At 59.8% G+C, this 20,319-nt stretch carries 17 protein-coding genes; 7 read left to right on the top strand and 10 right to left on the bottom strand.

The window, feature by feature from the left end; all coding sequences use genetic code 11:
• A partial coding sequence (locus K206_RS39530; RefSeq protein WP_043367179.1) for an alcohol dehydrogenase catalytic domain-containing protein occupies positions 1–634 on the bottom strand: 634 nt, incomplete at its 3' end.
• Entirely contained in the window at positions 634–1,866 is a 1,233-nt protein-coding gene (locus K206_RS0128280) for a CaiB/BaiF CoA-transferase family protein (protein ID WP_020205737.1), read from the bottom strand. The genes K206_RS39530 and K206_RS0128280, both read right to left, overlap by 1 nt.
• 100 nt (positions 1,867–1,966) lie before the next feature.
• Between K206_RS0128280 and K206_RS0128285 the strand changes: the two genes are divergently transcribed.
• Positions 1,967–3,040 (top strand): LysR family transcriptional regulator, encoded by a 1,074-nt coding sequence (locus tag K206_RS0128285; RefSeq protein WP_020205738.1) that lies wholly within the window; start codon positions 1,967–1,969, stop codon positions 3,038–3,040.
• On the opposite strand, the gene kdgD is transcribed toward K206_RS0128285, so the two are convergent.
• A complete protein-coding gene (gene kdgD / locus K206_RS0128290; RefSeq protein WP_020205739.1) occupies positions 3,018–3,932 on the bottom strand; it encodes a 5-dehydro-4-deoxyglucarate dehydratase in 915 nt (304 codons plus the stop codon). The genes K206_RS0128285 and kdgD overlap by 23 nt on opposite strands.
• Before the next feature lie 504 nt (positions 3,933–4,436).
• Here kdgD and K206_RS0128295 point away from each other — a divergent pair.
• Both K206_RS0128295 and garD read left to right on the top strand, forming a co-directional pair.
• On the top strand, positions 4,437–5,798 hold the full coding sequence (locus K206_RS0128295) for an MFS transporter (protein ID WP_020205740.1): 1,362 nt from the start codon (positions 4,437–4,439) through the stop codon (positions 5,796–5,798).
• A gap of 52 nt (positions 5,799–5,850) precedes the next feature.
• A complete protein-coding gene (garD, locus tag K206_RS0128300) occupies positions 5,851–7,461 on the top strand; it encodes a galactarate dehydratase (protein ID WP_020205741.1) in 1,611 nt (536 codons plus the stop codon).
• 143 nt (positions 7,462–7,604) lie between these two features.
• Here the strand turns inward: garD and K206_RS41915 are convergent, their stop codons facing one another.
• From K206_RS41915 to K206_RS43165, 4 genes are all read right to left on the bottom strand, one after another.
• Positions 7,605–8,870, bottom strand: coding sequence for a TniQ family protein (locus K206_RS41915; protein WP_081651538.1), 1,266 nt, complete (start codon positions 8,868–8,870; stop codon positions 7,605–7,607).
• A gap of 13 nt (positions 8,871–8,883) precedes the next feature.
• Positions 8,884–9,714 (bottom strand): AAA family ATPase, encoded by an 831-nt coding sequence (locus tag K206_RS41920; protein WP_081651539.1) that lies wholly within the window; start codon positions 9,712–9,714, stop codon positions 8,884–8,886.
• Positions 9,715–9,943: 229 nt separating this feature from the next.
• On the bottom strand, positions 9,944–10,222 hold the full coding sequence (locus K206_RS43160) for a hypothetical protein (RefSeq protein ID WP_155888288.1): 279 nt from the start codon (positions 10,220–10,222) through the stop codon (positions 9,944–9,946).
• A 73-nt stretch (positions 10,223–10,295) separates the two neighbouring features.
• Positions 10,296–11,267 carry a hypothetical protein gene (locus tag K206_RS43165; protein ID WP_155888290.1) on the bottom strand — a complete coding sequence of 324 codons (972 nt, stop codon included), beginning with the start codon at positions 11,265–11,267 and terminating at the stop codon, positions 10,296–10,298.
• Positions 11,268–11,865: 598 nt separating this feature from the next.
• On the opposite strand from K206_RS43165, the gene K206_RS43170 reads away from it, so the two are divergent.
• Complete coding sequence (locus K206_RS43170; protein WP_155888291.1) at positions 11,866–12,135, top strand: hypothetical protein; 270 nt, start codon at positions 11,866–11,868, stop codon at positions 12,133–12,135.
• Between the two features lie 763 nt (positions 12,136–12,898).
• On the top strand, positions 12,899–13,405 hold the full coding sequence (locus tag K206_RS0128310) for a DUF6471 domain-containing protein (protein ID WP_155888293.1): 507 nt from the start codon (positions 12,899–12,901) through the stop codon (positions 13,403–13,405).
• Positions 13,406–14,700: 1,295 nt separating this feature from the next.
• On the opposite strand, the gene K206_RS41930 is transcribed toward K206_RS0128310, so the two are convergent.
• Positions 14,701–14,994, bottom strand: a complete 294-nt coding sequence (locus K206_RS41930; RefSeq protein WP_155888295.1) for a hypothetical protein — start codon at positions 14,992–14,994, stop codon at positions 14,701–14,703.
• Positions 14,995–15,416: 422 nt separating this feature from the next.
• Between K206_RS41930 and K206_RS43175 the strand changes: the two genes are divergently transcribed.
• Entirely contained in the window at positions 15,417–16,727 is a 1,311-nt protein-coding gene (locus K206_RS43175; protein ID WP_155888297.1) for a hypothetical protein, read from the top strand.
• Positions 16,728–17,195: 468 nt separating this feature from the next.
• On the opposite strand, the gene K206_RS0128315 is transcribed toward K206_RS43175, so the two are convergent.
• Positions 17,196–17,738, bottom strand: a complete 543-nt coding sequence (locus K206_RS0128315) for a restriction endonuclease (RefSeq protein ID WP_020205743.1) — start codon at positions 17,736–17,738, stop codon at positions 17,196–17,198.
• Entirely contained in the window at positions 17,725–18,654 is a 930-nt protein-coding gene (locus K206_RS43180) for a hypothetical protein (RefSeq protein WP_196812929.1), read from the bottom strand. The genes K206_RS0128315 and K206_RS43180 overlap by 14 nt, the downstream gene beginning before the upstream one ends.
• A 400-nt stretch (positions 18,655–19,054) precedes the next feature.
• On the opposite strand from K206_RS43180, the gene K206_RS43185 reads away from it, so the two are divergent.
• Positions 19,055–20,119: a hypothetical protein gene (locus K206_RS43185; protein WP_155888301.1), complete on the top strand. Its 1,065-nt coding sequence runs from the start codon at positions 19,055–19,057 to the stop codon at positions 20,117–20,119.
• Positions 20,120–20,319 lie beyond the last annotated feature (200 nt).

Genomic DNA, 20,319 nt, shown 5'->3' on the forward strand with positions numbered 1-20,319 from the left:
CGCGCTTGACGGCGGCGGCGAGGTCTTCGGGGGCCAGCGCGTGCGCCGCGCCGCGCCGCAGCGCCTCCTCGCGCTTGGCTTCGGTGCTGGCGCAGGCAATGACCTGCGCGCCGAGTTCGCGCGCGATCTCCACCGCCGCCAGCCCGACCCCGGCGCCGGCGCCCAGCACCAGCACGGTCTCGCCGGGCTGCACCGCGCAGCGCCACACCAGCCCGCAGTAGGCGGTGCCGTAGGACAGCGGGACCGGCAGCGCGCGCAGGGTGTCGACCGCATCCGGTATGGGGTAGACCGTGTACTCGGGCAGGCAGACCTGCTCGGCGAAACAGCCCCAGTCGGCGATGGCCACCACGCGGTCGCCGGGGCGCAGGCGCGTGACCGCGCTGCCGCGGGCGACCACGCGGCCCACCGCCTCGGTGCCGGGCACGAAGGGCAGCGGCGGCCTGGTCTGGTAGCGTCCGGCCACCATCAGGCCGGTGGCGTGGCTGACGCTGGCGTATTCGACGGCGATCACCACCGCATGCGGGTCGAGCGCCGCGGAGTCGAGTGCGGCAGGGTCGAGAACTGCGGGGGCGGGGATGTCCGCCACGCGCACGTCCTCGGCCGGGCCGAACCGGTCGCACAGCAGGGCGCGCATCATGCCGCGGCTCCCGCCGCCTGCCGCACCACGCCGGCCGCCAGCCAGCGGTCGAGATCGTCCTGGGAGACACCCCATTCGCACAGCACGGCCTCGGTGTGCTCGCCGATGCGGGGCGCGGCGCCCGTGGGGCGGCGCAGGCCGCGGGCGGGAATGCCGGCGAACGGCAGCGTGCCGAGGCCCGGCTGCTCGATCTGCTGGAAGGTGCCTTGCTGCGCCGCCTGCGGATGGTCCAGCACCTGCCGGTGGTCGCGCACCGGCGCGTGGAGCACGTCGTGCGCCTGGAACACATCGAGCCAGTGCGCGGTGCGCTCGCGCGCCAGGCAATCGGTGACCGCGTCGCGCAGCCAGCCGGCATGGGCCATGCGGCTGGCGTTGTCGGCAAAGCGCGGGTCCGCGGCCCAGCCGGGCTGGCCGAGCGCCTGGCAGAGCCGGCCGAACTGCGCATTGTTCAGAGCCAGCAGCGTGATGCTGCCGTCGCGGGTCGGGAACACGCCGTTGGGCGCGCTGACCGGGCCGGCCGCGGCCGTGCCCTGGATGGCGTATTCGAGAATGTTGTTGGCCTGCAAGGCGCAGCAGGCGTCGAACAGGCTCAGTTCCACGTGGGCGCCGGTGCCCGCCGTGCGGAAGCGCCGGCACAGCGCGGCGGCGCACGCCTGCGCCGCGTACAGGCCGGTGGCCGCGTCCGCCAGCAGCATGCCGATGCGGCGCGGCGTGCCGTCGGCGAGGCGGTTGGCGAACATCAATCCGCTGTCGGCCTGCATGACCGAGTCCGAGGCGGGATGGTCGGCATAGGGGCCGTCGGCGCCGTAGCCGCTGATGGACACATAGACCAGCGCCGGGTTGCGCGCGGCCAGCGCGGCGTAGCCCACGCCGAGGCGCTCGGCCACCTGCGGGCGGAAGTTCTGCACCACCACGTCGGCCCGCAGCGCGAGGTCGAACAGCAGGGTCTTGCCGGCATCGGTGGCCGCGTCGACGCAGACGCTGCGCTTGCCGCCGTTGTAGGCCACCGACAGCGCGCTGTGCTCGCCGCGCACCACGCCCACGTGCCGGCCCCAGTCGCCCGCGGGCGGGTCGACCTTGACCACCTCGGCGCCTTGCTGCCACAGGATATGCGCGCAGTACGGCCCGGCGATGCCCTGGCTGATGTCGAGCACGCGCAGCCCGGCGAAGGGCAGGTCGGCAGGCGAAGCGGAAGGATGAGTGGGGTGCGGGGGCTGGGTCTGGGCCATCGGTATCGAACGCGGAATCGTCAGGTGGCTGGGGATGGCTTATGCTACGGCGCATCTCCCGCGGTAACAATCCGCCTGACTGTGCCAACCGTGTTGATCCATGATTGACAATACCCTCGGACATCTCGATCTCAACCTGATCCGCCTGTTCGTCACGCTGGTCGAATCGAAGACGCTCACGGCCGCCGCCGAGCGCGGCGGCATGACCCGCTCCAACGTCTCGCGCCGCCTCAAGGCGCTCGAGCAGCATATGGGCGCGCAACTGATGCGGCGGACCACGCGCCACGTGGAGCTGACCGAGGCGGGCCGCCTGCTTTACGCCCACGGCGTGCGCATGCTGGACGAGCTGCAGGCCGCCGGCACCTCGATCGACAGCCTCGGCCAGACCGTGCGCGGCGACGTGCGCATCCGCCTGCCGACCGGCCTCGGCCATCTCTACCTGGCGCAGGTGCTGCTGGAGTTCGCGCGGCAGTATCCGGCCATCTCATTGCGGGTGCTGATCAACGACTACATCGGCGATCTCGTGTCCGCCGAGGTGGACGTGGCGCTCAAGATCACCTCCCAGCCGCCGGACGACCACGTGGCCCGCCGCATCTGCGCGGTGGGCTGGACCCTGTGCGCGGCGCCGGACTTCCTGGCGCGGCACGGCGCGCCGGCGAGCGCCGAGGCGCTGGCGGGCTGCGACCTGATCTCCCCGGCTTCGCTGGGGCGGCGCTTTGATCTCAAGCTCAAGATGGCCGGCACGCAACTGATGCTGCGCGTGGCGCCGCGCATCCAGTCGGGCGACTACCCGTTCCTGGTCGAGACGGTGACGGGCGGCCTCGGCGTGGCGCTGCTGCCGCGCTATGCGGTGTGGCGCCAGATCGCGCGTGGCGAACTGGTGGCGGTGCTGCCGGAATACGAGCCCGAAGGCGTGGGCGACAGCATCTACATGCTGACCGCGCCCAACCGCTTTCCCACGCTGGCCACGCGCACGCTGATGGATTTCATGCGGGCGCGGCTGGAGCGCGAGGCGGGGAACTGGGCCGGCAGGGGGGAGGAGGAGACGGAGGAAGCAAACGATGCGGAAGGAACGGCGGCGGCGAGCGGAGCCGGGACGGGCTCCGCGCAAGACAGCCGGCGGCCCGGAGGCGGCCCGCCGGCCGGCCCGCTTACTGCGGACCCATCTTCTTGATCAGCGCGTCGAGCTGCTCGCATTCCTGCTCGGTCAGGTCGGTCAGCGGCGCGCGCACCGGGCCCGCGTCATGGCCGACCAGCCTGGCGCCGGCCTTGACGATGCTCACGGCATAACCGGCGCGGCGGTTGCGGATGTCCAGGTAGGGCAGGAAGAACTCGTCGAGCAGGCGATTGGTGGTGGCGTGGTCGTCGGCGGCGATGGCGCGGTAGAAATCCATCGCCGTCTTCGGGATGAAGTTGAACACGGCCGACGAATACACCGGCACGCCCAGCGCCTTGTAGGCCGCGGCATAGACTTCCGCGGTCGGCAGGCCGCCCAGGTACGACAGGCGGTCGCCCAGCTTGCGGCGGATGCGCACCATCGGCTCGATCTCGCCCACGCCGTCCTTGAAGCCGATCAGGTTGGGGCAGCGGTCGACCAGCCGTTCCAGCATCTCCGCGTTGATGCGGGAGTTGGCGCGGTTGTAGACGATCACGCCGATGTTGACCGACTTGCACACCTCCTCGATATGGTTGGCGATGCCTTCCTGGCTGGCTTCGGTCAGGTAGTGCGGCAGCAGCAGGATGCCCTTGGCGCCCAGGCGCTGCGCTTCCCTGGCGTAGGCGATGGCCATGCGGGTCGGGCCGCCTGCGCCGGCCAGGATGGGCACCTTGCCGGCGCAGGTTTCCACGGCGGTGCGGATCACGTTGGCATAGTCGTCCGGCGTCAGCGAGAAGAACTCGCCGGTGCCGCCGGCGGCGAACAGCGCGGTGGCGCCGTAGGGCGCCAGCCATTCGAGGCGCTCCACGTAGGTGTCGGGACGGAAGTCGCCTTGCGCGTCGAAGTCGGTCACGGGGAAGGAGAGCAGGCCTTCCGAGATGATCTGCTTGAGTTCTTGTGGTGTGGTCATGATGGCTGGTCCTGAGCGCCGCAAGGGCAAGGTTTAGGTCAGTTGGCTCCGTGCTTCCCGTGGGGAGCACTCGTTCTTGAGATATGTCATCGTACAACTGTGACCGGGTTTATGCAAGCGGATTTGTCATGAGGGCGACCGTGGGAGGTGGCGATGGCGGAAAGCGGCGGCGCTGGCCGGCCGGGCAGGGGACCGGCTTCGATGCGCCGCTCCGCGTCGAATGTCCGCCGGACACCCGCCGGATGCCTGAAAGCTCGCTGAAAGACAGGTGCGGTAGCGCTTCGGACGCCTTCTCCCGCACGCCATGTCCCATCGGCAAAGCCGCCCGGCGACCAATCGGTCCTGCAGCCCGACATCGGGTAAACACTTAGCTTCGCATCCGAAACCAGGTGCTTATAATTCCAGTCATACGATGACATATCACGAGGCCGGCGGCAGTCTCGATGTGGCCGGCACCGGTTGGAAGGGGGCCTCCACGCGCGCGGCCGGCCTGCCGGAGACCCCATGAATCCCAGCAACACCCTCACCGTGGCCGGCGAGGCCACCCGCCGCAGCAACGTCCGCTACTGGATCCTGCTGATGATCTTCGTGGTGACGACGGTCAACTACGCCGACCGCGCCACGCTCTCCATCACCGGCCCGGCCATGCGCCAGGAGTTCGGCTTCGACGCCGTGCAGATGGGCTTCATCTTCTCCGCCTTCAGCTGGGCCTACGTGATGGCGCAGATCCCGGGCGGCTGGCTGCTCGACCGCTTCGGCGCGCGCCGCATCTATGCGTGCAGCATCTTCCTGTGGTCGCTGTTCACGCTGCTGCAGGGTTTTATCGGCGTGTTCGCCACGGTCGGCGCGGCCGTGACCACGCTGTTCGTGCTGCGCTTCGCCGTGGGGCTGGCCGAGTCGCCGGCGTTCCCGGCCAACGCCAAGGTCGTGGCAAGCTGGTTCCCCACGGCCGAGCGCGGCACCGCCTCGGCCATCTTCAATTCCGCGCAGTACTTCGCCGCGGTGCTGTTCACGCCGCTGATGGCGTGGCTCACGCATGCGCTCGGCTGGCATCACGTCTATATGTGGATGGGCGCGTTCGGCATGGTGCTGGCGGGCCTGTGGCTCAAGGTGGTGCGCAGCCCGGCCACGCATCCGGCGGTGAACCGCGCCGAGTTGGAGCACATCCGGCAGGGCGGCGGCCTGATCGAGATGAGCGGCGACGGCGGCAAGGCCCGCGCCGGCAAGGAGCCCGCCGGCGCGCGCTGGTTCTATGTGAAACAATTGCTCTCCAACCGCATGCTGCTGGGCGTGTACCTGGGCCAGTACTGCATCAACGTGCTTACGTATTTCTTCCTGACGTGGTTCCCGGTGTACCTCGTGCAGGCGCGCGGCATGTCCATCCTCAAGGCCGGCTTCGTGGCTTCGCTGCCGGCGATCTGCGGTTTTCTCGGCGGCGTGCTGGGCGGCGTGATCTCGGACACGCTGCTGCGCCGCGGCCATTCGCTCACGATGGCGCGCAAGGTGCCGATCGTCGCCGGCATGCTGCTGTCGGTCAGCATGGTGGCCTGCAACTACGTGGACAGCGAATGGCTGGTGGTGGGCTTCATGGCGCTGGCCTTCTTCGGCAAGGGCATCGGCGCGCTGGGCTGGGCCGTGGTGGCCGATACCGCGCCGAAGGAAGTGATCGGGCTGGCCGGCAGTATTTTCAATATGTTCGGCAATATTGCCGGCATCGTCACGCCGATCGTGATCGGTTATATCCTTGGCGCCACCGGCTCGTTCAACGGCGCGCTGGTCTTCGTCGGCGCCAACGCGCTGGTGACGGTGATCAGCTATCTGGTGATCGTCAAGGAAATCGGGCGCGTCGAGCTCAGGCATCCCTGAGCGGCGCGCGGCACGCATCTGGGCACGTATCTGGCAAGGAACAAGGAAGGTCATGTCGGTGATCGATATCAAGATTGAACAACCAGACGGCGCGCCGGCGGGCGCGCAGGCGCAGGGCGCCCCGCTGTACATCCGCATCCACGAGCAGGACAACGTGGCCATCGTCGCCAATGACGGCGGGCTGCCCGAAGGCGCGGTGTTCGCCGACGGGCTGACGCTGCGCGAGCGCGTGCCGCAGGGCCACAAGGTGGCGCTGGCCGACCTCAAGGCCGGCGACGCGGTGGTGCGCTACAACGTGGTGATCGGCTACGCGCTCAAGGACCTGCCGCGCGGCAGCTGGGTCAACGAGCGCGTGATCGAGATGCCGGTCGCGCCCGAGCTGCACGACCTGCCGGTCGGCACGCGCGCCGCGGCGCCGCTGCCGCCGCTGGAGGGCTACACCTTCGAGGGCTTCCGCAACCCGGACGGCTCGGTCGGCACGCGCAACATCCTCGCCATCACCACCACCGTGCAGTGCGTGTCGGGCGTGGTGGAGCACGCGGTGCGCCGCATCAAGGCCGAGCTGCTGCCGCAGTATCCCAACGTGGACGACGTGATCGGCCTGGAGCACACCTATGGCTGCGGCGTCGCCATCGACGCGCCGGACGCCATCGTGCCGATCCGCACGCTGCGCAACATCGCGCTCAACCCCAATTTCGGCGGCACCGCGATGATGGTGAGCCTGGGCTGCGAGAAGCTCCAGCCCGAGCGCCTGATGCCGGCCGGCACCATGCCCGCGCAGGCCGGCGCCGGCAGCCTGGACGTCGGCGTGGTGTGCCTGCAGGACGACGCGCACGTCGGCTTCGAGAGCATGATCGATTCCATCATGGCGATGGCGCACACGCACCTGGCCAGGCTGGACCAGCGCCGCCGCGAGACCTGCCCGGCTTCCGAGCTGGTGGTGGGCGTGCAGTGCGGCGGCAGCGATGCTTTCTCGGGCGTGACGGCCAACCCGGCGGTCGGGTTCGCCACCGACCTGCTGGTGCGCGCCGGCGCCACGGTGATGTTCTCCGAAGTCACTGAAGTGCGCGACGGCATCGACCAGCTCACCGCGCGCGCGGCCACGCCCGCGGTGGCGCAGGCCATGATCCGCGAGATGGACTGGTACGACCGCTACCTGGAAAAGGGGCGCGTGGACCGCAGCGCCAACACCACGCCCGGCAACAAGAAGGGCGGCCTGTCCAATATCGTGGAAAAGGCGATGGGCTCGATCGTCAAGTCCGGCACCAGCGCCATCACCGGCGTGCTGTCGCCGGGCGAGAAGCTCACGCAGAAGGGCCTGATCTACGCCGCCACCCCGGCCAGCGACTTCATCTGCGGCACGCTGCAGCTTGCCGCCGGCATGAACCTGCACGTGTTCACCACCGGCCGCGGCACGCCCTACGGGCTGGCCGAGGTGCCGGTCATCAAGGTCGCCACGCGCAGCGACCTCGCGCGCCGCTGGCACGACCTGATGGACGTCAACGCCGGGCGCATCGCCACCGGCGAGGCCACCATCGAGGACGTGGGCTGGGAGCTCTTCCTCCTGATGCTGGACGTGGCGAGCGGACGCAGGAAGACCTGGGCCGAGCATCACAAGCTGCACAATGCGCTGGCCCTGTTCAACCCGGCGCCCGTGACCTGAGTCCCGCCGCGCGGCCGGTTTCCGCCGGTGTCAGCTAAAGACATTCGCTGGACGATTCAGCCGTTTCACTTTACTGCGGAAAATCCGGCGAATTACTTGATTTTGTGCATCATCAGTAATTTCTCAGCCTTCATGGGCATCCATCACTGATGGATGTACCGCTCACGCATCGCCAGGAACACTTTGGCCTTCCTGCTGTTGGTGTGCCAAGGTTGCCCGGTGTGTTCTCGTGCGTTGCGGAGAGTCAAGGTTAAGCCCGCTCGAAGGAGTGCTTCAATAATCTTGCGGCACTCTTCTTGTTCTTTCGCAGCGGCAATATTGCCTTCTGCGACGCAAAATGCCGCGTTGGCGAGCTTGAGGGCTGGTATCAGGTCTGGAACCGCTTCTTCAAGTGTTTTAGGAGTGTGGTGTAGCTTCCGTGCCAAGTCACGCAAGCTTCGGGCGCCCCCCGCTGCAATTGATTTCTTCACCTCGTCTCTGATACGGTTAGGGTCGACGGCGTCATATTTCCATGGGCGATGTAAGCTTGGTGTTTCACACGGCCGATATTCAACTTTGCCCAGAGCCATCTGTGCAAGTGACAGTTGATTGCACAGGCAGAATCTGACAAGGCCTGGCAGCGACGTACGGGTACCCTCTTGCCGAAACATGTGATGAACTCCACCCGCGGAGACATTGCAGGCCTCTGCGCTGCGGCGAAGCCAATGTTCTCCAAGAATCGGAGGCATCGATTCGTTGCAAAGCTGTAAGGCATCAACAGGCATCTCTATTCCCGAAGTCCCGATTGCGATTAGCTCACCAACAAGTTCAGCTACGGCTACCTCTTCATCGGTAGCTTTTATCGAGCGAGATTTGTCGCAAAGACAAAAAATCCGGCCGCATATCCAACAGTTTTCGGGAAGCACTCTGCGCAGCGCCGGATAGAGGGATTTTTCCGGTGCGCCACAGGTACGTGTACGAAGTCTTGTGCGATGAATCGGACAAACCGTTACCACCTCGACGTGCCACAAAAGCGGTATCCAAGGTTCCTTGTTATGAAGAGTGAAATATTGCAGACATTCCCGACAATATCTAGCGGACTTCGTATGAAGGTGGTGTGTTGACAAAAAACCGGATGCAAAATTTAAGGTCGTCAGCTGAAAATCGTTTCTACCTGTCGCCGTGTTCAAGGCAGACGACCATGCCTCGGATGTATATCCAATAGTGACCATTGCGGTTGCCGCGTGCCCGGACCACGAGGTGTTCAACATCCTTTCATTTCGCCAACCCATTATCGGAACCAGCACGCTCCTATTCAAGGTTCGTACGGGAACGCAGTGCGCATTGGCTAGTCGAAAATCGCAGCTAACTAGGGATTCTGCAAGGCTAGTCCCAAGACCTAGGGGTGCAAGGTTGTAAAGAGGATACATTCATGAATCTCAGCTAGCTAGCTAGCTTCTCGTTAATTGCTGTTATGCCCTTTGTCGTCCTGAAATGATTCTTGATGGCATATTTGCGCCGAAGTGCTGCTTCGCCCTCTAATATCTGTTCACGCATTTCTTCGTCTAACGTTTCAGATTTCAATGCCTTTCCGAACATTTCAGGCGTCCAAATCTCCCCTTTGCTACGAAGCTGGAGGCCTAGGAAATTTGCGAGAATGGCTGACAATTGGCCAACGCCTCCCATGGATGCTACTGCCAGTTCGTCAGCTACAGCCGGGAAATTTGGAATATGTTCGCACGGCCAATTCGAAGTGAATTTCTCGATGACGGTAATAAACTCCTTCATCTCTTTTTTCTTCTTAGTGTCGTACCGAAAAAACGGAACAACTTCTGTGCGCCGAATCTGTACGGCATATTGCGCCGCCAGTTTTAGTAATTCATAACTCCCAATAAAAATAAGTTTTACATCCACTTGTTCGGCGAAGGACTTCACAGTGTCCATGACATTGAGGCTGCTGAAGCGAAGGAAGTAGTACGCTTCATCGAATATAATCACTTTAAGACCACGTTCCTCGGCCATCCTCTTTATCGCCGCTCGAAGAGCTCCCAAGGTGAGGTGCTTATTATTCGAAAATCTCAGGATGCCATCATTTTTCACGGCCTCTCGCACGTTTTCAGCGGATATATAATTGCCTTGTTGAAAAATTGTGCTGTATAAATTTTTCCACGCAAAACGAGGCTCATCGTTGGTTTCGACCGGCACATACATGAAAGGAACCTTGGTCTCATCTTCGTTTCCCCCATAACTCGTTAAAAGCGTCAGATAGCGCATTTTCGGCGAGGTGTGTTTTTCCTGCGCCGGTCATGCCAATAAGAAATATGAACCTCGTATTTTCTCCTCGCTGGACGTAGTCGAGAAGCTCGTCCAAGGCGGTTATGAGATGTGGATGTTTAATTGTTAATTGATTAAACCAAGTCAAACGCTTTTGCTTGCTTATGGAGATAATTTTTCCAAGCTCTGAGTGCACGAAAGTCGGATTCCGAGTAAACATGACATCTCCTTATACATAATTACGGACGGCCTTGAGTGTGGCTTCATCGAAGAGAGGGGCGGGGACGTCGGTATCACGTTCGTCCTCTGGCTTTTCCGTGCCGTCACTCGGCTCGCCACTTTCGACGTCTCTAACCGATGCGTCTTTCTGGGACCACCTCAGCTCACTAAAAGGTGAGTTAATATTATCGGCCGTAGTTTTTTCGAGAAATTGAGCTGCTTCGGAGAATGCAATATACATTCCAAGCTTCTTCGCAAGATAACCCATCTCAGCTTGCTGTCTCGTCATGCGCTCATCAAACGGGCCTGGTATGAATAAAGTTGCCCTCTTAGCCAAAACTTCTCCGGAGGCGATAGCTTTCTTAGCCAACTTCCAGTACGGAGATGTATCCGTCTTTGTCTTGCACGTGTAACTGGCGCTCTCCACACATGACAACTGTGTACTCAACGTTGTCATATCGGATGACAGTTCCTGAGCGCAACCGCATGACGCCAGCCAAAGGAAGGACCGGTTGAAGCTCCTTTTGGCGAGCTGCCCGTACGGCGGCTGATATGGCCGCATCCCTGCAAATTATTAAATCCGATGGCACATCGAGCCGCTCTACGTGGAGGTTCACGTCCACATATCCCCCTGCAATGGCGGAGAAGATATGGTCAGCTGTGAATCGGTGCTCCTCCAAAAGCTCCATGTACGAAACATACTTTCGCTCTTGTAAGAGGTCAGTAATTTGCCGCAATGTGTCGCCGGGAATTTCCGGTGCATCCTCTCGGAGATAATCCTTGAGGAATCGAGCATTGTTAAGAAGGCGAGTATTCATCGACGAGTTCTTCACTATTTTGTAAGGTACTTCCATTCTTTTGAAAACCTGCTCAGCAGGAAGAAAGTGGTATGCGCCGCCTTCATCTCTGGAGTACGAGTCGGGATGGCTTAATGTTTGGGCATATAACCGAGCGTCGTCTCGTACTTCATCCACATAAACTGACATTTTGGTTACGACGAGAAAGTCTGGGTGGTAGGGCCCCGTCCCATGGCGCTTGCCGTTTTTGTCGATATAATCAACTTGAATCTCTTGTGGCTGCGGAAAATACGCAATGATATTTTTATCGTTCTCATATTCCATCGCTTTCGCTAATTCTCCCGCCATACTTTCCACCAAAATGGAGTGGTTAATTTTTTTGCTTGGAATTCGCGACAGGATGTTGCCGTAGTGATTCTTTGGTGTTCGTGAAGGTTCATTGTTAATGACGTGACGAACATACTGTCGGCCTTCGTCAGGCATATTCATCTGGCAGAGAATGTTCTCTACGTGTTCGCAAAGCTTTGCATGCTCCATTTCTATACTCCCTCGAGTTGAACGCGGAATGCGTGATTTTTCGGGCAATAAGTGACTTTCCTCAAGGCAAACCGGCTCTTGAGGTAGCGGGAAAAAATGGTGCATCTCAAAACGATTAACGTCTTGAGTTGCGAAAAATAGAAGCCCATCGGGAAATCTGAAATTTCTCGAAAAGACCTGGCAGTGGGCTTGCTGCGGGTGACGTTCTTAACGACCCGTCTTGAGTGGAGGAGGTCTAGCTAGGCGGTGTGAGGTGGGGTTTCCTGTGTTCCATGATTACTGTCTCTATGGTGAGCCGAGTTTATGCTTATCGGAGATTTGTGCAAGCGTTTTTTGCGAAACTATCCGGGGCAGTTGGAGGGGGTTTTCCCGCGTTTCACGCGAAATGTGTATTCAGTCAAAAGGCATTAAGTCGTTATACTAAAATTAATCGAATAAATAATCGGTGTGATACTGTTCATGCCGGTGCTTTGTGCCAGTGTCTATGGAGCGAGTGCTTCGCAGTTGCGGCTGAGATACCGTGTTTGGGGTCGACCAGAAGGACGCGCCTTGCGTTCGCAGGCTGAGGTCCTGGGAGGATTCGCATCCAGTCGGCCGGATGAGCGACCTGAAGAAAGAGGGCTCTGGCGCTCTCAATCGACGCAGGATTGCTGTCGAGAGCGCCAGCGAACCACCGCGCCGAAGGCCCGAGGCATTGCAAGAACGTGCGTTGCTTGAGCTTGGCTCCCCAGTCGCACTCGTTAATAAGGACGACGTCGTTGTATCCCTCGAGTGCTTCGGCCAAATGAGCCGACCACTGGAAGAAGCCAGCATCCAGGATGCTGTTCGCAGTCGCGTGGCGGTGCTGAGCTGGGACACCCTTGCATGACGGGTGGAGAACTCCGTCGCATACAAAGAACAAGACTCTCATCACGCCTGCTCCTCGCGACACCGGACGTTTCCACCGTCTCGCTTGGTCGGCCCGGAGCCCGTGTTCCCCTCCATAAGGAGGGTACGTAGCGCGTGGATTGCGATGGCCAGGTCGGTCCGGTCTTCGATGATGACGCTGGACTCGGAGAGAATCGGGAGAACCTGGCCCCAGTCTGTGTCGAGAAGAACTGGACGGGGAGGGCGACGCCGCTGGAGGTCGGCACGCAACCATTCCCGTCGAGCGGTCACGACAGGGTGGCGGTACCGGTGAAGTCTGTTGCCCGGGAGGGTTGCGCCGATGACGCTGGCGCGCGTCGCGCTTGGCAAGCAGGAGAGCGCCTCCCGGTATCCTGCCTCCAGGACGTACCAACTATGCAAGACGATTGCTGTTGGCGGAGACGTGAGCAGAAGCTCTTCGAACAGTGCTATGTTGCCTGCGAAGACTTCTGTAGCAGCGCCTCGTTTTGATGCAGCATGCGGAGGGTGAAGAATGCCCTCGGGATTGAGATAGAGAGTGGCCACGACGAGCTTGGCTCAAGGAAGCGCGCACACCGTCGTGCATCGTGGTCCGCGTGTGAACGGACCAGATACAATGCATGCGCTGCACCGTTCTTGAGTTGCCTGGCTCTGCCGGAGATGGCTTTAGTTCTGCTTGGACGAGTCGGCTCTTCCCTGTTTCATCGGTATACGGTTAACAGGGCAACAACATCAGCGAGGACCGCTTGAGTCATGTTGATACAGCGTGGACGCGGCTAGCGTCGCGTACTGCCCGCGGCTTGCTGGTGCGAAAAGGGGTTTCGTACGAGCAACTGGTCGAATGCCTGGCGGCCATCGACCTGGTGGAGTCCGTCCGTGCCGTCGAGGGTAAGGTCCAGCGCGGCTCCTTTCGTTGCAGCTTCTTTTTCCAACTCCTGCTTGCAGTACAGGCGGACCTGCCGGATGGATTGACACTGTCGAAGCGCCATGAGTCATGGGAGGAGGCGTGTACCCGGACGTTCCTCCGCGAGTTGGAAGCTCACGGCTTGACATACATCGTCCTGGCCAAACGGTTGCTGAAGCTGGGCCTCGAGGTGAGCGCGACGCAGCTTGAGCAGCAAGTCTTATCTGGCAGTTTTCCATTCACGCTGCTCCTCCAACTCTCCGCTGTGGCGCCTGTCACTTTGCTTCAGCGGTTCGTTGACCAGACCGACATCGAAAAGACTGCGCAGCTGCACGTTCATGATGGCTAGAGTCGTGGTATGTGAAAAACCATACCGATAGACTAGGCCAAAAAACGTAGAATGCAAGGAACTGCTGGGTCTTTTCGATGGTGCCGCTTAGGGTTAGGCCCCGCGCCATCATGGTTCGGCTGCGGGTAGGCATCGGCGTGGTCCGGAAGAGGGCCACGCGACCTTGAAACTGCTGCCGCACGGTCTACACTCGACTCACACACGCGCTGCCGCCTACAAGCAGAACTACTTCCTGGCAGCGCTCAATTCCCCTATCCGCGGTTGCTAGCTGCCAGACGGTGATGCGTTCGAACCTCCGAATGATTGTGTGTCTCGGCACACTGTCGCCTTTGACATCATCAAAGCTATCCGGCGCTGCGGTTCTCCCGTTGGGGGCGCCATGCCTTTTTGGTCGGTTGCATCAGTGGACGAGGAGCCGGAGATTGGGCTTCGCCGTTGGCGTGTCATTGAGACTGAACGAGGTGAGCACCATTTCGTTGGCCAATGTATGGCGAGCGGTACTGGTCGCGTGAGCTCGGCAATCATGTCTTTCGACCCACAGAGTCGAACCGGAAGGACCAGGAGTGGACGCCGTTACACCCTAATAGGGCAGCCCGGAGATGACCCGGACGGAATGCATACGTGGGCTATCTGGGCTCTTGCGAACAACGTTACGCAGCAGATTAACGTGAGCTCGCAGTATCTCGCACCTGAGGATACGGATGATGCTACGCCTACGACGACATAGCGGTCGGCGGGCGGCTTCGCTTCCGCAGAGGTCCCTATCAAGCATCGAAGGAGATTCAAAATGGCGATAGTCATCGCTCTCCTGGCTGCCAAGACAGACGAAGTTCGCGTCACAGATTGGCGCCTATTGCAGACTTACCATCCGCGTTGGCACATCTTTGGGTGTTTCAGGCGGGGCGGCAGATTCTGGGTAACGCCACCCATCGTCTTCCAGGACATTCGCAGGCTGTTGGCAGCATCATCGAATGGTCAGCGATACCGGTTGATTGGCGAGCCAGGATTGGCCTCGGCCGCGGCTTCCTTCGTGGAGTGTTGCGCGACCTTCGATGCACGGCTTGCTTGTACAGTCGACATAACGACGGAGTTGCTGGACCTACGCGGAAGCGCGGTAGGCGACGGCACCGACTCTCACAACGACGAAAGATGCTAAGGCAGGGTGCGCGAACAACGCTATGAGCTTTGCCGGCGAGCCTGCGGATACCTCTTACCGCACTCGCCTATTGTTTGGCCGCTCATAGAAGCGAGCCATCAGGGGCTTCATGGGTGAGTCGGTTGGCGAAGTCGTTGCCTCATCTGCGCCCAGTCAGGAAGTCAAGCCAGTCCGACGCGTAAGCACATTGCATCGGCTCTGGGTCTTCTTCGATTACAGGGCAACCTGAATGCTCGATGCGCTTGCGGAAGAACGTCGCGGCCGGCTCAGGAATTTCACCGAGGCGAACGTAGCTGGTGTTTCCTGAACGGTGAATCGGAATATTCAGGGGCTCCGGGCGACGCGGCAGCTCTTCCCTGCCGGTCAACCCCACTGCCAGCGAACGTGCGACAAGGTCGAATACAGACGATGCGTAGCGTGGGTAGGCAGGCAACGTTCTCTTTTCGCTGTGCTCATATCGGTCCTCGCACAGCTGGACCGCACGCTACGCTCGAGCCTACCTATGTACGCCGTTGCGATTTCCCTTCCTACGCCGCTTCCGTCAGGACGGATGACTTCCACAGTGACTTTAAGCATGTGCGGACCCGGTGGGGAGCGATTGCTACTTGGCTGGCGCGCCGGTCAATCACTACCGCCGGCTGCTTGCATACAAGGGTAGTAGCTTTTTTATGGCTGAGCGGGTGTATTGCTAGTTTTTCGATGATGTTGTACTCCGAGAATGAGAATGCCCTTGCTAAACGGCGCAGAAAGTGCCGCCTATTGCAAGTTGTTGCAGGAAGCGTCAGCATGCACGGGAAGGTCCAGTAGCAAGTTCAACATCATCGCTCGTAATAGTCGTTTTATAGATTCGGACTCATGGAAGACACACGTATTGTTCGCGCAATGGTCGACCTTTGGAAACTGTCATATCCGGGGCCCAGCAATTTGTATAGTGCGCCCGAATTTCTGGAGCTGAAGGCGGCGTGCCAAGAGGTTCATCCCGGCATAGTCAATACGATGAATGGTACGGTCGCGCTTTCGATTGCGCTCCGTGCTCTCGGGCTACCGTGCGGACTCCCTGAATCCAATGGTGTCGCGCGACTTGAACCTTATGACGCTGCGCGCGCGCTCGCAGCGAGCCTGACAAGGGCGTCTGCCGAGCGCATCATTATGTGCCCGCTGGACCTGGCCGACAGTTTGCCAGACCTGAATTTCGGTCCATGTACTGTGCGCACCTTCTCTCAGCAGGAGCTCTATACACATTTTCATGGTTGCATCTTGGCTCGGATGTTTCCGGGACGGCCGCTAGACGTTTCGAGGTTGGCTCAGTTCACGTGGCTTTGCGTACGGGAAGAACTGACACTGTCCGACCCCGGACGACGAGCTGCGCCGTTTCTCTACGAGACTGTGAGTGACTGGGGCTCGATAGAACCACATGCCACCAAGTTTCCCACGGTCGTAGAACAGGCACTATTCCTTTTGCTTCTCGAGCCATGGGAGGATTGGGCGAACTTCTCCGAATGGAGGGCATTTCACGTTCCCTGGACCTATGCGTCAAGCGACGATTTGTTCGAGCATCGAACGTTCCCTCCTGGCCCAGATAGTTTGAGCTGGCAACTGCAGACCTTCGAGGACTATGCTGGAGAACAGATTGAGATTGAAGTGCCAGGTTATCTGCCGCTGGATTCGGAGGCAAAAACTGCAGCGTCCAGCGTGACTCACGACGCGTGGAGCTCACTTATGAGTGCACTCGCGTCTCCGCTTTTCGAAACTCCCATCGTCCATTTCTTTGTCCGAGCGTATTCATCGGATGGAATCGATGAATTCTTAGGGCATATGCTAGCCATCGAGGCAGCTCTGGGACTCGAGAGCGATTACCGAGGGCAGAAGCCGATGGATACCATACGCGGGTCGATGCGAATCCAATGTCGAGTGAGTGCGCTTCTTGGGTCGACAGCGGAAGGGCAATCCTACGGTCGACTGTTCCAGCTTCGCAGCATGTTTCTGCATGGACGGTCCATGGGCCGCATACTTGCGCAGGACCGTCAGAGTGCTAGGTCGCTTGCTCGCCGAGTAGTAAAGGCCACCATTGTGCAGGCCATTGCAGACTCTACGCATTGTTTGAGTCGCGAGGCGTTCGTCACCGCGCTACTCGAACAAGGCGCCCAGATGCACGGCTTAGAGTAAGTTGTTCCCTTCGTCAGTCTGGCGAATCTAAAGCAGAAATAAGTGTCTGCCTTTAGTTTACCTGGCGAGCGACGTTAGCGTGTTTCTGAACGCCCCGCGTTGCCGGGCTTCCGTCAGCGCTCTCTGCTGCCTTGATGAGCGCCTCATCTTTCGCGCAGTCAGTCTTTCTCCTTCCGCGGTGTTTGCCCGACCTTGGTCCCACAGATAATTTTCGTATGCGGTAAGCGTTCGGAAGACGGTCGGACGGTAAGCCTGATTCGTCATGAAGACGGAGCTCTGGCCATGAGCGTGCCAGACGCACAGAGGCTTGTTGAAGGTCGTCGAGCAAGTATTCGGCAGGCGGTACATCGAATCCAGAGCGGCGTCAACCACTGACCCTTCGGCGGAAGGGCGGGTCGCCATTTTTTTGCGTATTCCATATGCTGAGGTAACAGCCGGTGGCCGACGCCTGGAGCTATAGCAATACGGTCAGAGCGCCGTCAGCTTGCTCGCACGGATTTGTTGCCGGGTTTGTTCGAGGAGCTTACGGCGTAAGAGGGGAATCAAGTCTTCGGCGTGATTCAACGCTGCAAGCTCCGCTCCTGTAACCACCAGAATCTGCACGCCTTCAATCATGGCTGCAGCGACGTGAAAGAAGGCAGCCGTCAGGTTGTTTTCGTTGCCGGTGATGCCGTTTAGAGCGATGAAGATTCCGTTTCGACGCCCCTTATCCTTCAGCTGTGTAGCAAAATAGCGTACCTCGCGGCCGGGAACTGGCGTGGACCAGCACTTGCATTCGACGACGAGTGGGCAGTCCAAGAAGCGCAAGCCCTGGTCATGCTGAGCGTTCCAGAATATGAGGTCGATTTCCTCGCTGTCGAAGGCGTTGACTACATCCTCATCGTCGAGTTCGATGCCGGGCAGGCTGCAGAACAATACCGCAATGAGGCGCTCGAGCAACTTGCCTTTGCGTTGCGCATGCGCCTCGGCTGCTATGGCGTCCAGTTGCGGGCCCAGGTTAACGGGCGTCACGGCGAAGCTCCGGTGTCCCTGTGGCGCGGGCGCGCCAACGCCACAAATCGTCCGCGAGAGTACCTTCAGTGATGGTATTCACCAAGCCATCGACCGAGACTGCAAATGCATTCGGTGTCGAATAGTTCTCGACTTCGAAGCGGGTTGGTCGGTCATGGTCGAATACAAGGAGGCCAAGCGCCGCGCTGGAGTTTTCGACGTAACCAGCCAACTGCTTGAGCGAGTGTTGAGCGTTGTGAAAGACGCTGCCAGTGCTGCCGCGATAATACTTGCACTCAACAATCATCGGCCCTCCAAATTCCGCGACCAAATCGTCATTCCAGACAATGAGGTCAGGGCGTTCATCTGCTTCAGTTTTGGGCTCGGTCAATACTTCGAAGTCCGCGACACGAAAGAGGCTCGCAAGCGCATCAACTAGATAGAGCTCTCTTCCTGACGTGACATTGTGTCGGTCAGATACGGCTGAAGCCGCCTCTTTCAAAGCAGCCCTGTTGGCGTCTTCTTTTGGAACGGAAATCTCACCCTTCGGACGGACGTGTCGCAGAAATCGGCGGACATCGGGAAGAGATGCTCTTACGTCGTCCGTCTTGATGCGTACAATTCGCGCACCGGCCAGGACATCTTTAAATGTGTTGGCCTGTCGCTCCAAGAACATCACTGGTTTGCCCAGTCCAATAGCAAGTCCCAACTCAAACCAGACCCAAGGAGAGGGACCACCAGTGAGAACTGCAGCAACACAGTCAGCCGCGCTGACCGTTCCAATAGTCCCTATTTGCGGAGGGATATTTGCTACTTCTCCGGCCGACACAAAGGCATCGACGCCGAGCTCCTGAAGCATCGCGAACAATTCCGCTGCGTCTGCAGCAGACTCGGCACTGTATGATATGAAGCACTTGAGTGGACGTGGTTCACTCATGATGTCCCCTTGATAACTCCGCGCATCGATGGCGATGGCCGCAATGCAAAGATTCCTGTAGCCGACAGTAGGCTACGAGAATACTACCTCATCGACATCGGTGGGCAATAGACCCCCAATTGCAGGTGTTGGTACTTTGTGGTGCGAATATTGCTCTTGACCTGAATGTGCTTTCTATCCAGCGACAGAGCGCCCGCGAGAGGAGGTGACCGCGTCCAAAAGCATTTTGAAACGAAGCAGGAGGCCATTAAGGGCGGCGTTTTTGGGGAAAGCCATTGGCACTGCCGGCTGTTCCGTCAAAATCAAGAAGGTCGACAATAGCTACCAGGAAGAGCGTACCTATCCGCGAAGGGCGGACCCCAAGCGCTCGCGTGGCTAAGTCTCTGGAGGCGTATTCAAAATGAGCCGTGACATCTTCCGGCCGGGCGGGCCACTGGACGTCCGAAATACGGGCATCGATACATATACAGCGTCCGTAACACTTCCAACGGATGGCGAAGGCCGTTCGGCTCGCGAATGCCCGAACACCGGATGTTCGCCCGGCTATTTCAAGGTCAAGCCCGGCACTGGCCTTACCAGGGAACCGTCGATGTTTTGCCCCTATTGCCGTACTGAGGCAAAACCGGACGAGTTCCATACGCAAGAGCAGGTCCGATACGCCCAGGATTTGGTGATGAACGAAGTCCGTGTTGGTTTTGACGACTTGCTTCGTGATGCGCTCGGACTCGGTGCTGGGGGAAAGCGCAAATTCGGCGGTGGATTTGTTTCAATGGAGATGAGCCTGAAGTCGGAGCCATTGCCTCCGGTGCTGCCTCCACTTGAGGAGGAGGTACGACGAGACGTCGTCTGTCCGCACTGCACGCTGGACCAGACCGTGTTCGGTCTCGCGACATGGTGTTCCGACTGCGGGCAAGACATCTTTCTGACGCATATCGAAGGCGAACTCAACGTCGTTGGCTGCATGGTTGGTGACATTGGACGTAGAGAACAGGAGCTTGGGCGACGGGTCGCAGCGAAGGACCTGGAGAATTGCTTGGAGGACGCCGTGTCAATCTTCGAGGCGGCAATGAAAGCGATGACTCGTCGCTTTCTGGAAGGCAAAGGCAGCGATTCGCAGGCTGTTGAAGAGTACTTCGTCAAGCAAGGGAACGCCTTTCAGAATGTTGGGCGGACAAAGAAAATCCTTGCAGAGTTGGTCGGCTCCGCTCCTGCAGACAATGTTCCTTGGGATGAGCTCAATGCAGCGTTTGAGAAGCGCCATCCGATTACGCACAATCTCGGCGTGGTGGACCGCCAGTACATCAGCCGTGCGAAGAGTGGGGACCGACACGGCCGCGAGGTACGGGTCACTGTTGATGAAATCAAGGACGTGCTAGGTCATGTTCTGCGGACGCTCTCACTGGTACACCGGGCTATGTGGCCGCTTGAACCAGACAGCACGCCTTCGAAAGAAATCGCACCCTGATTACGCTGGAGCCCTCATCTTTTGATGGGCTTTTTCTTGCGGTTTGCTCTTGACGGTTCCTAGAACATTTGTGGTTTGCGCATTGGACTTTTGCGCTCGCAGGGTCGGCGTCCTAGTTCTCCGAGTAGAAAAGGCGAGTCAGCGATGAGGCGCTGGCGTGGGGAGCCTCAATGTCATGCGGACGTGTCAGGAATTTTGTG

This window comes from Cupriavidus sp. WS (assembly GCF_000395345.1).
Classification (GTDB): domain Bacteria; phylum Pseudomonadota; class Gammaproteobacteria; order Burkholderiales; family Burkholderiaceae; genus Cupriavidus; species Cupriavidus basilensis_B.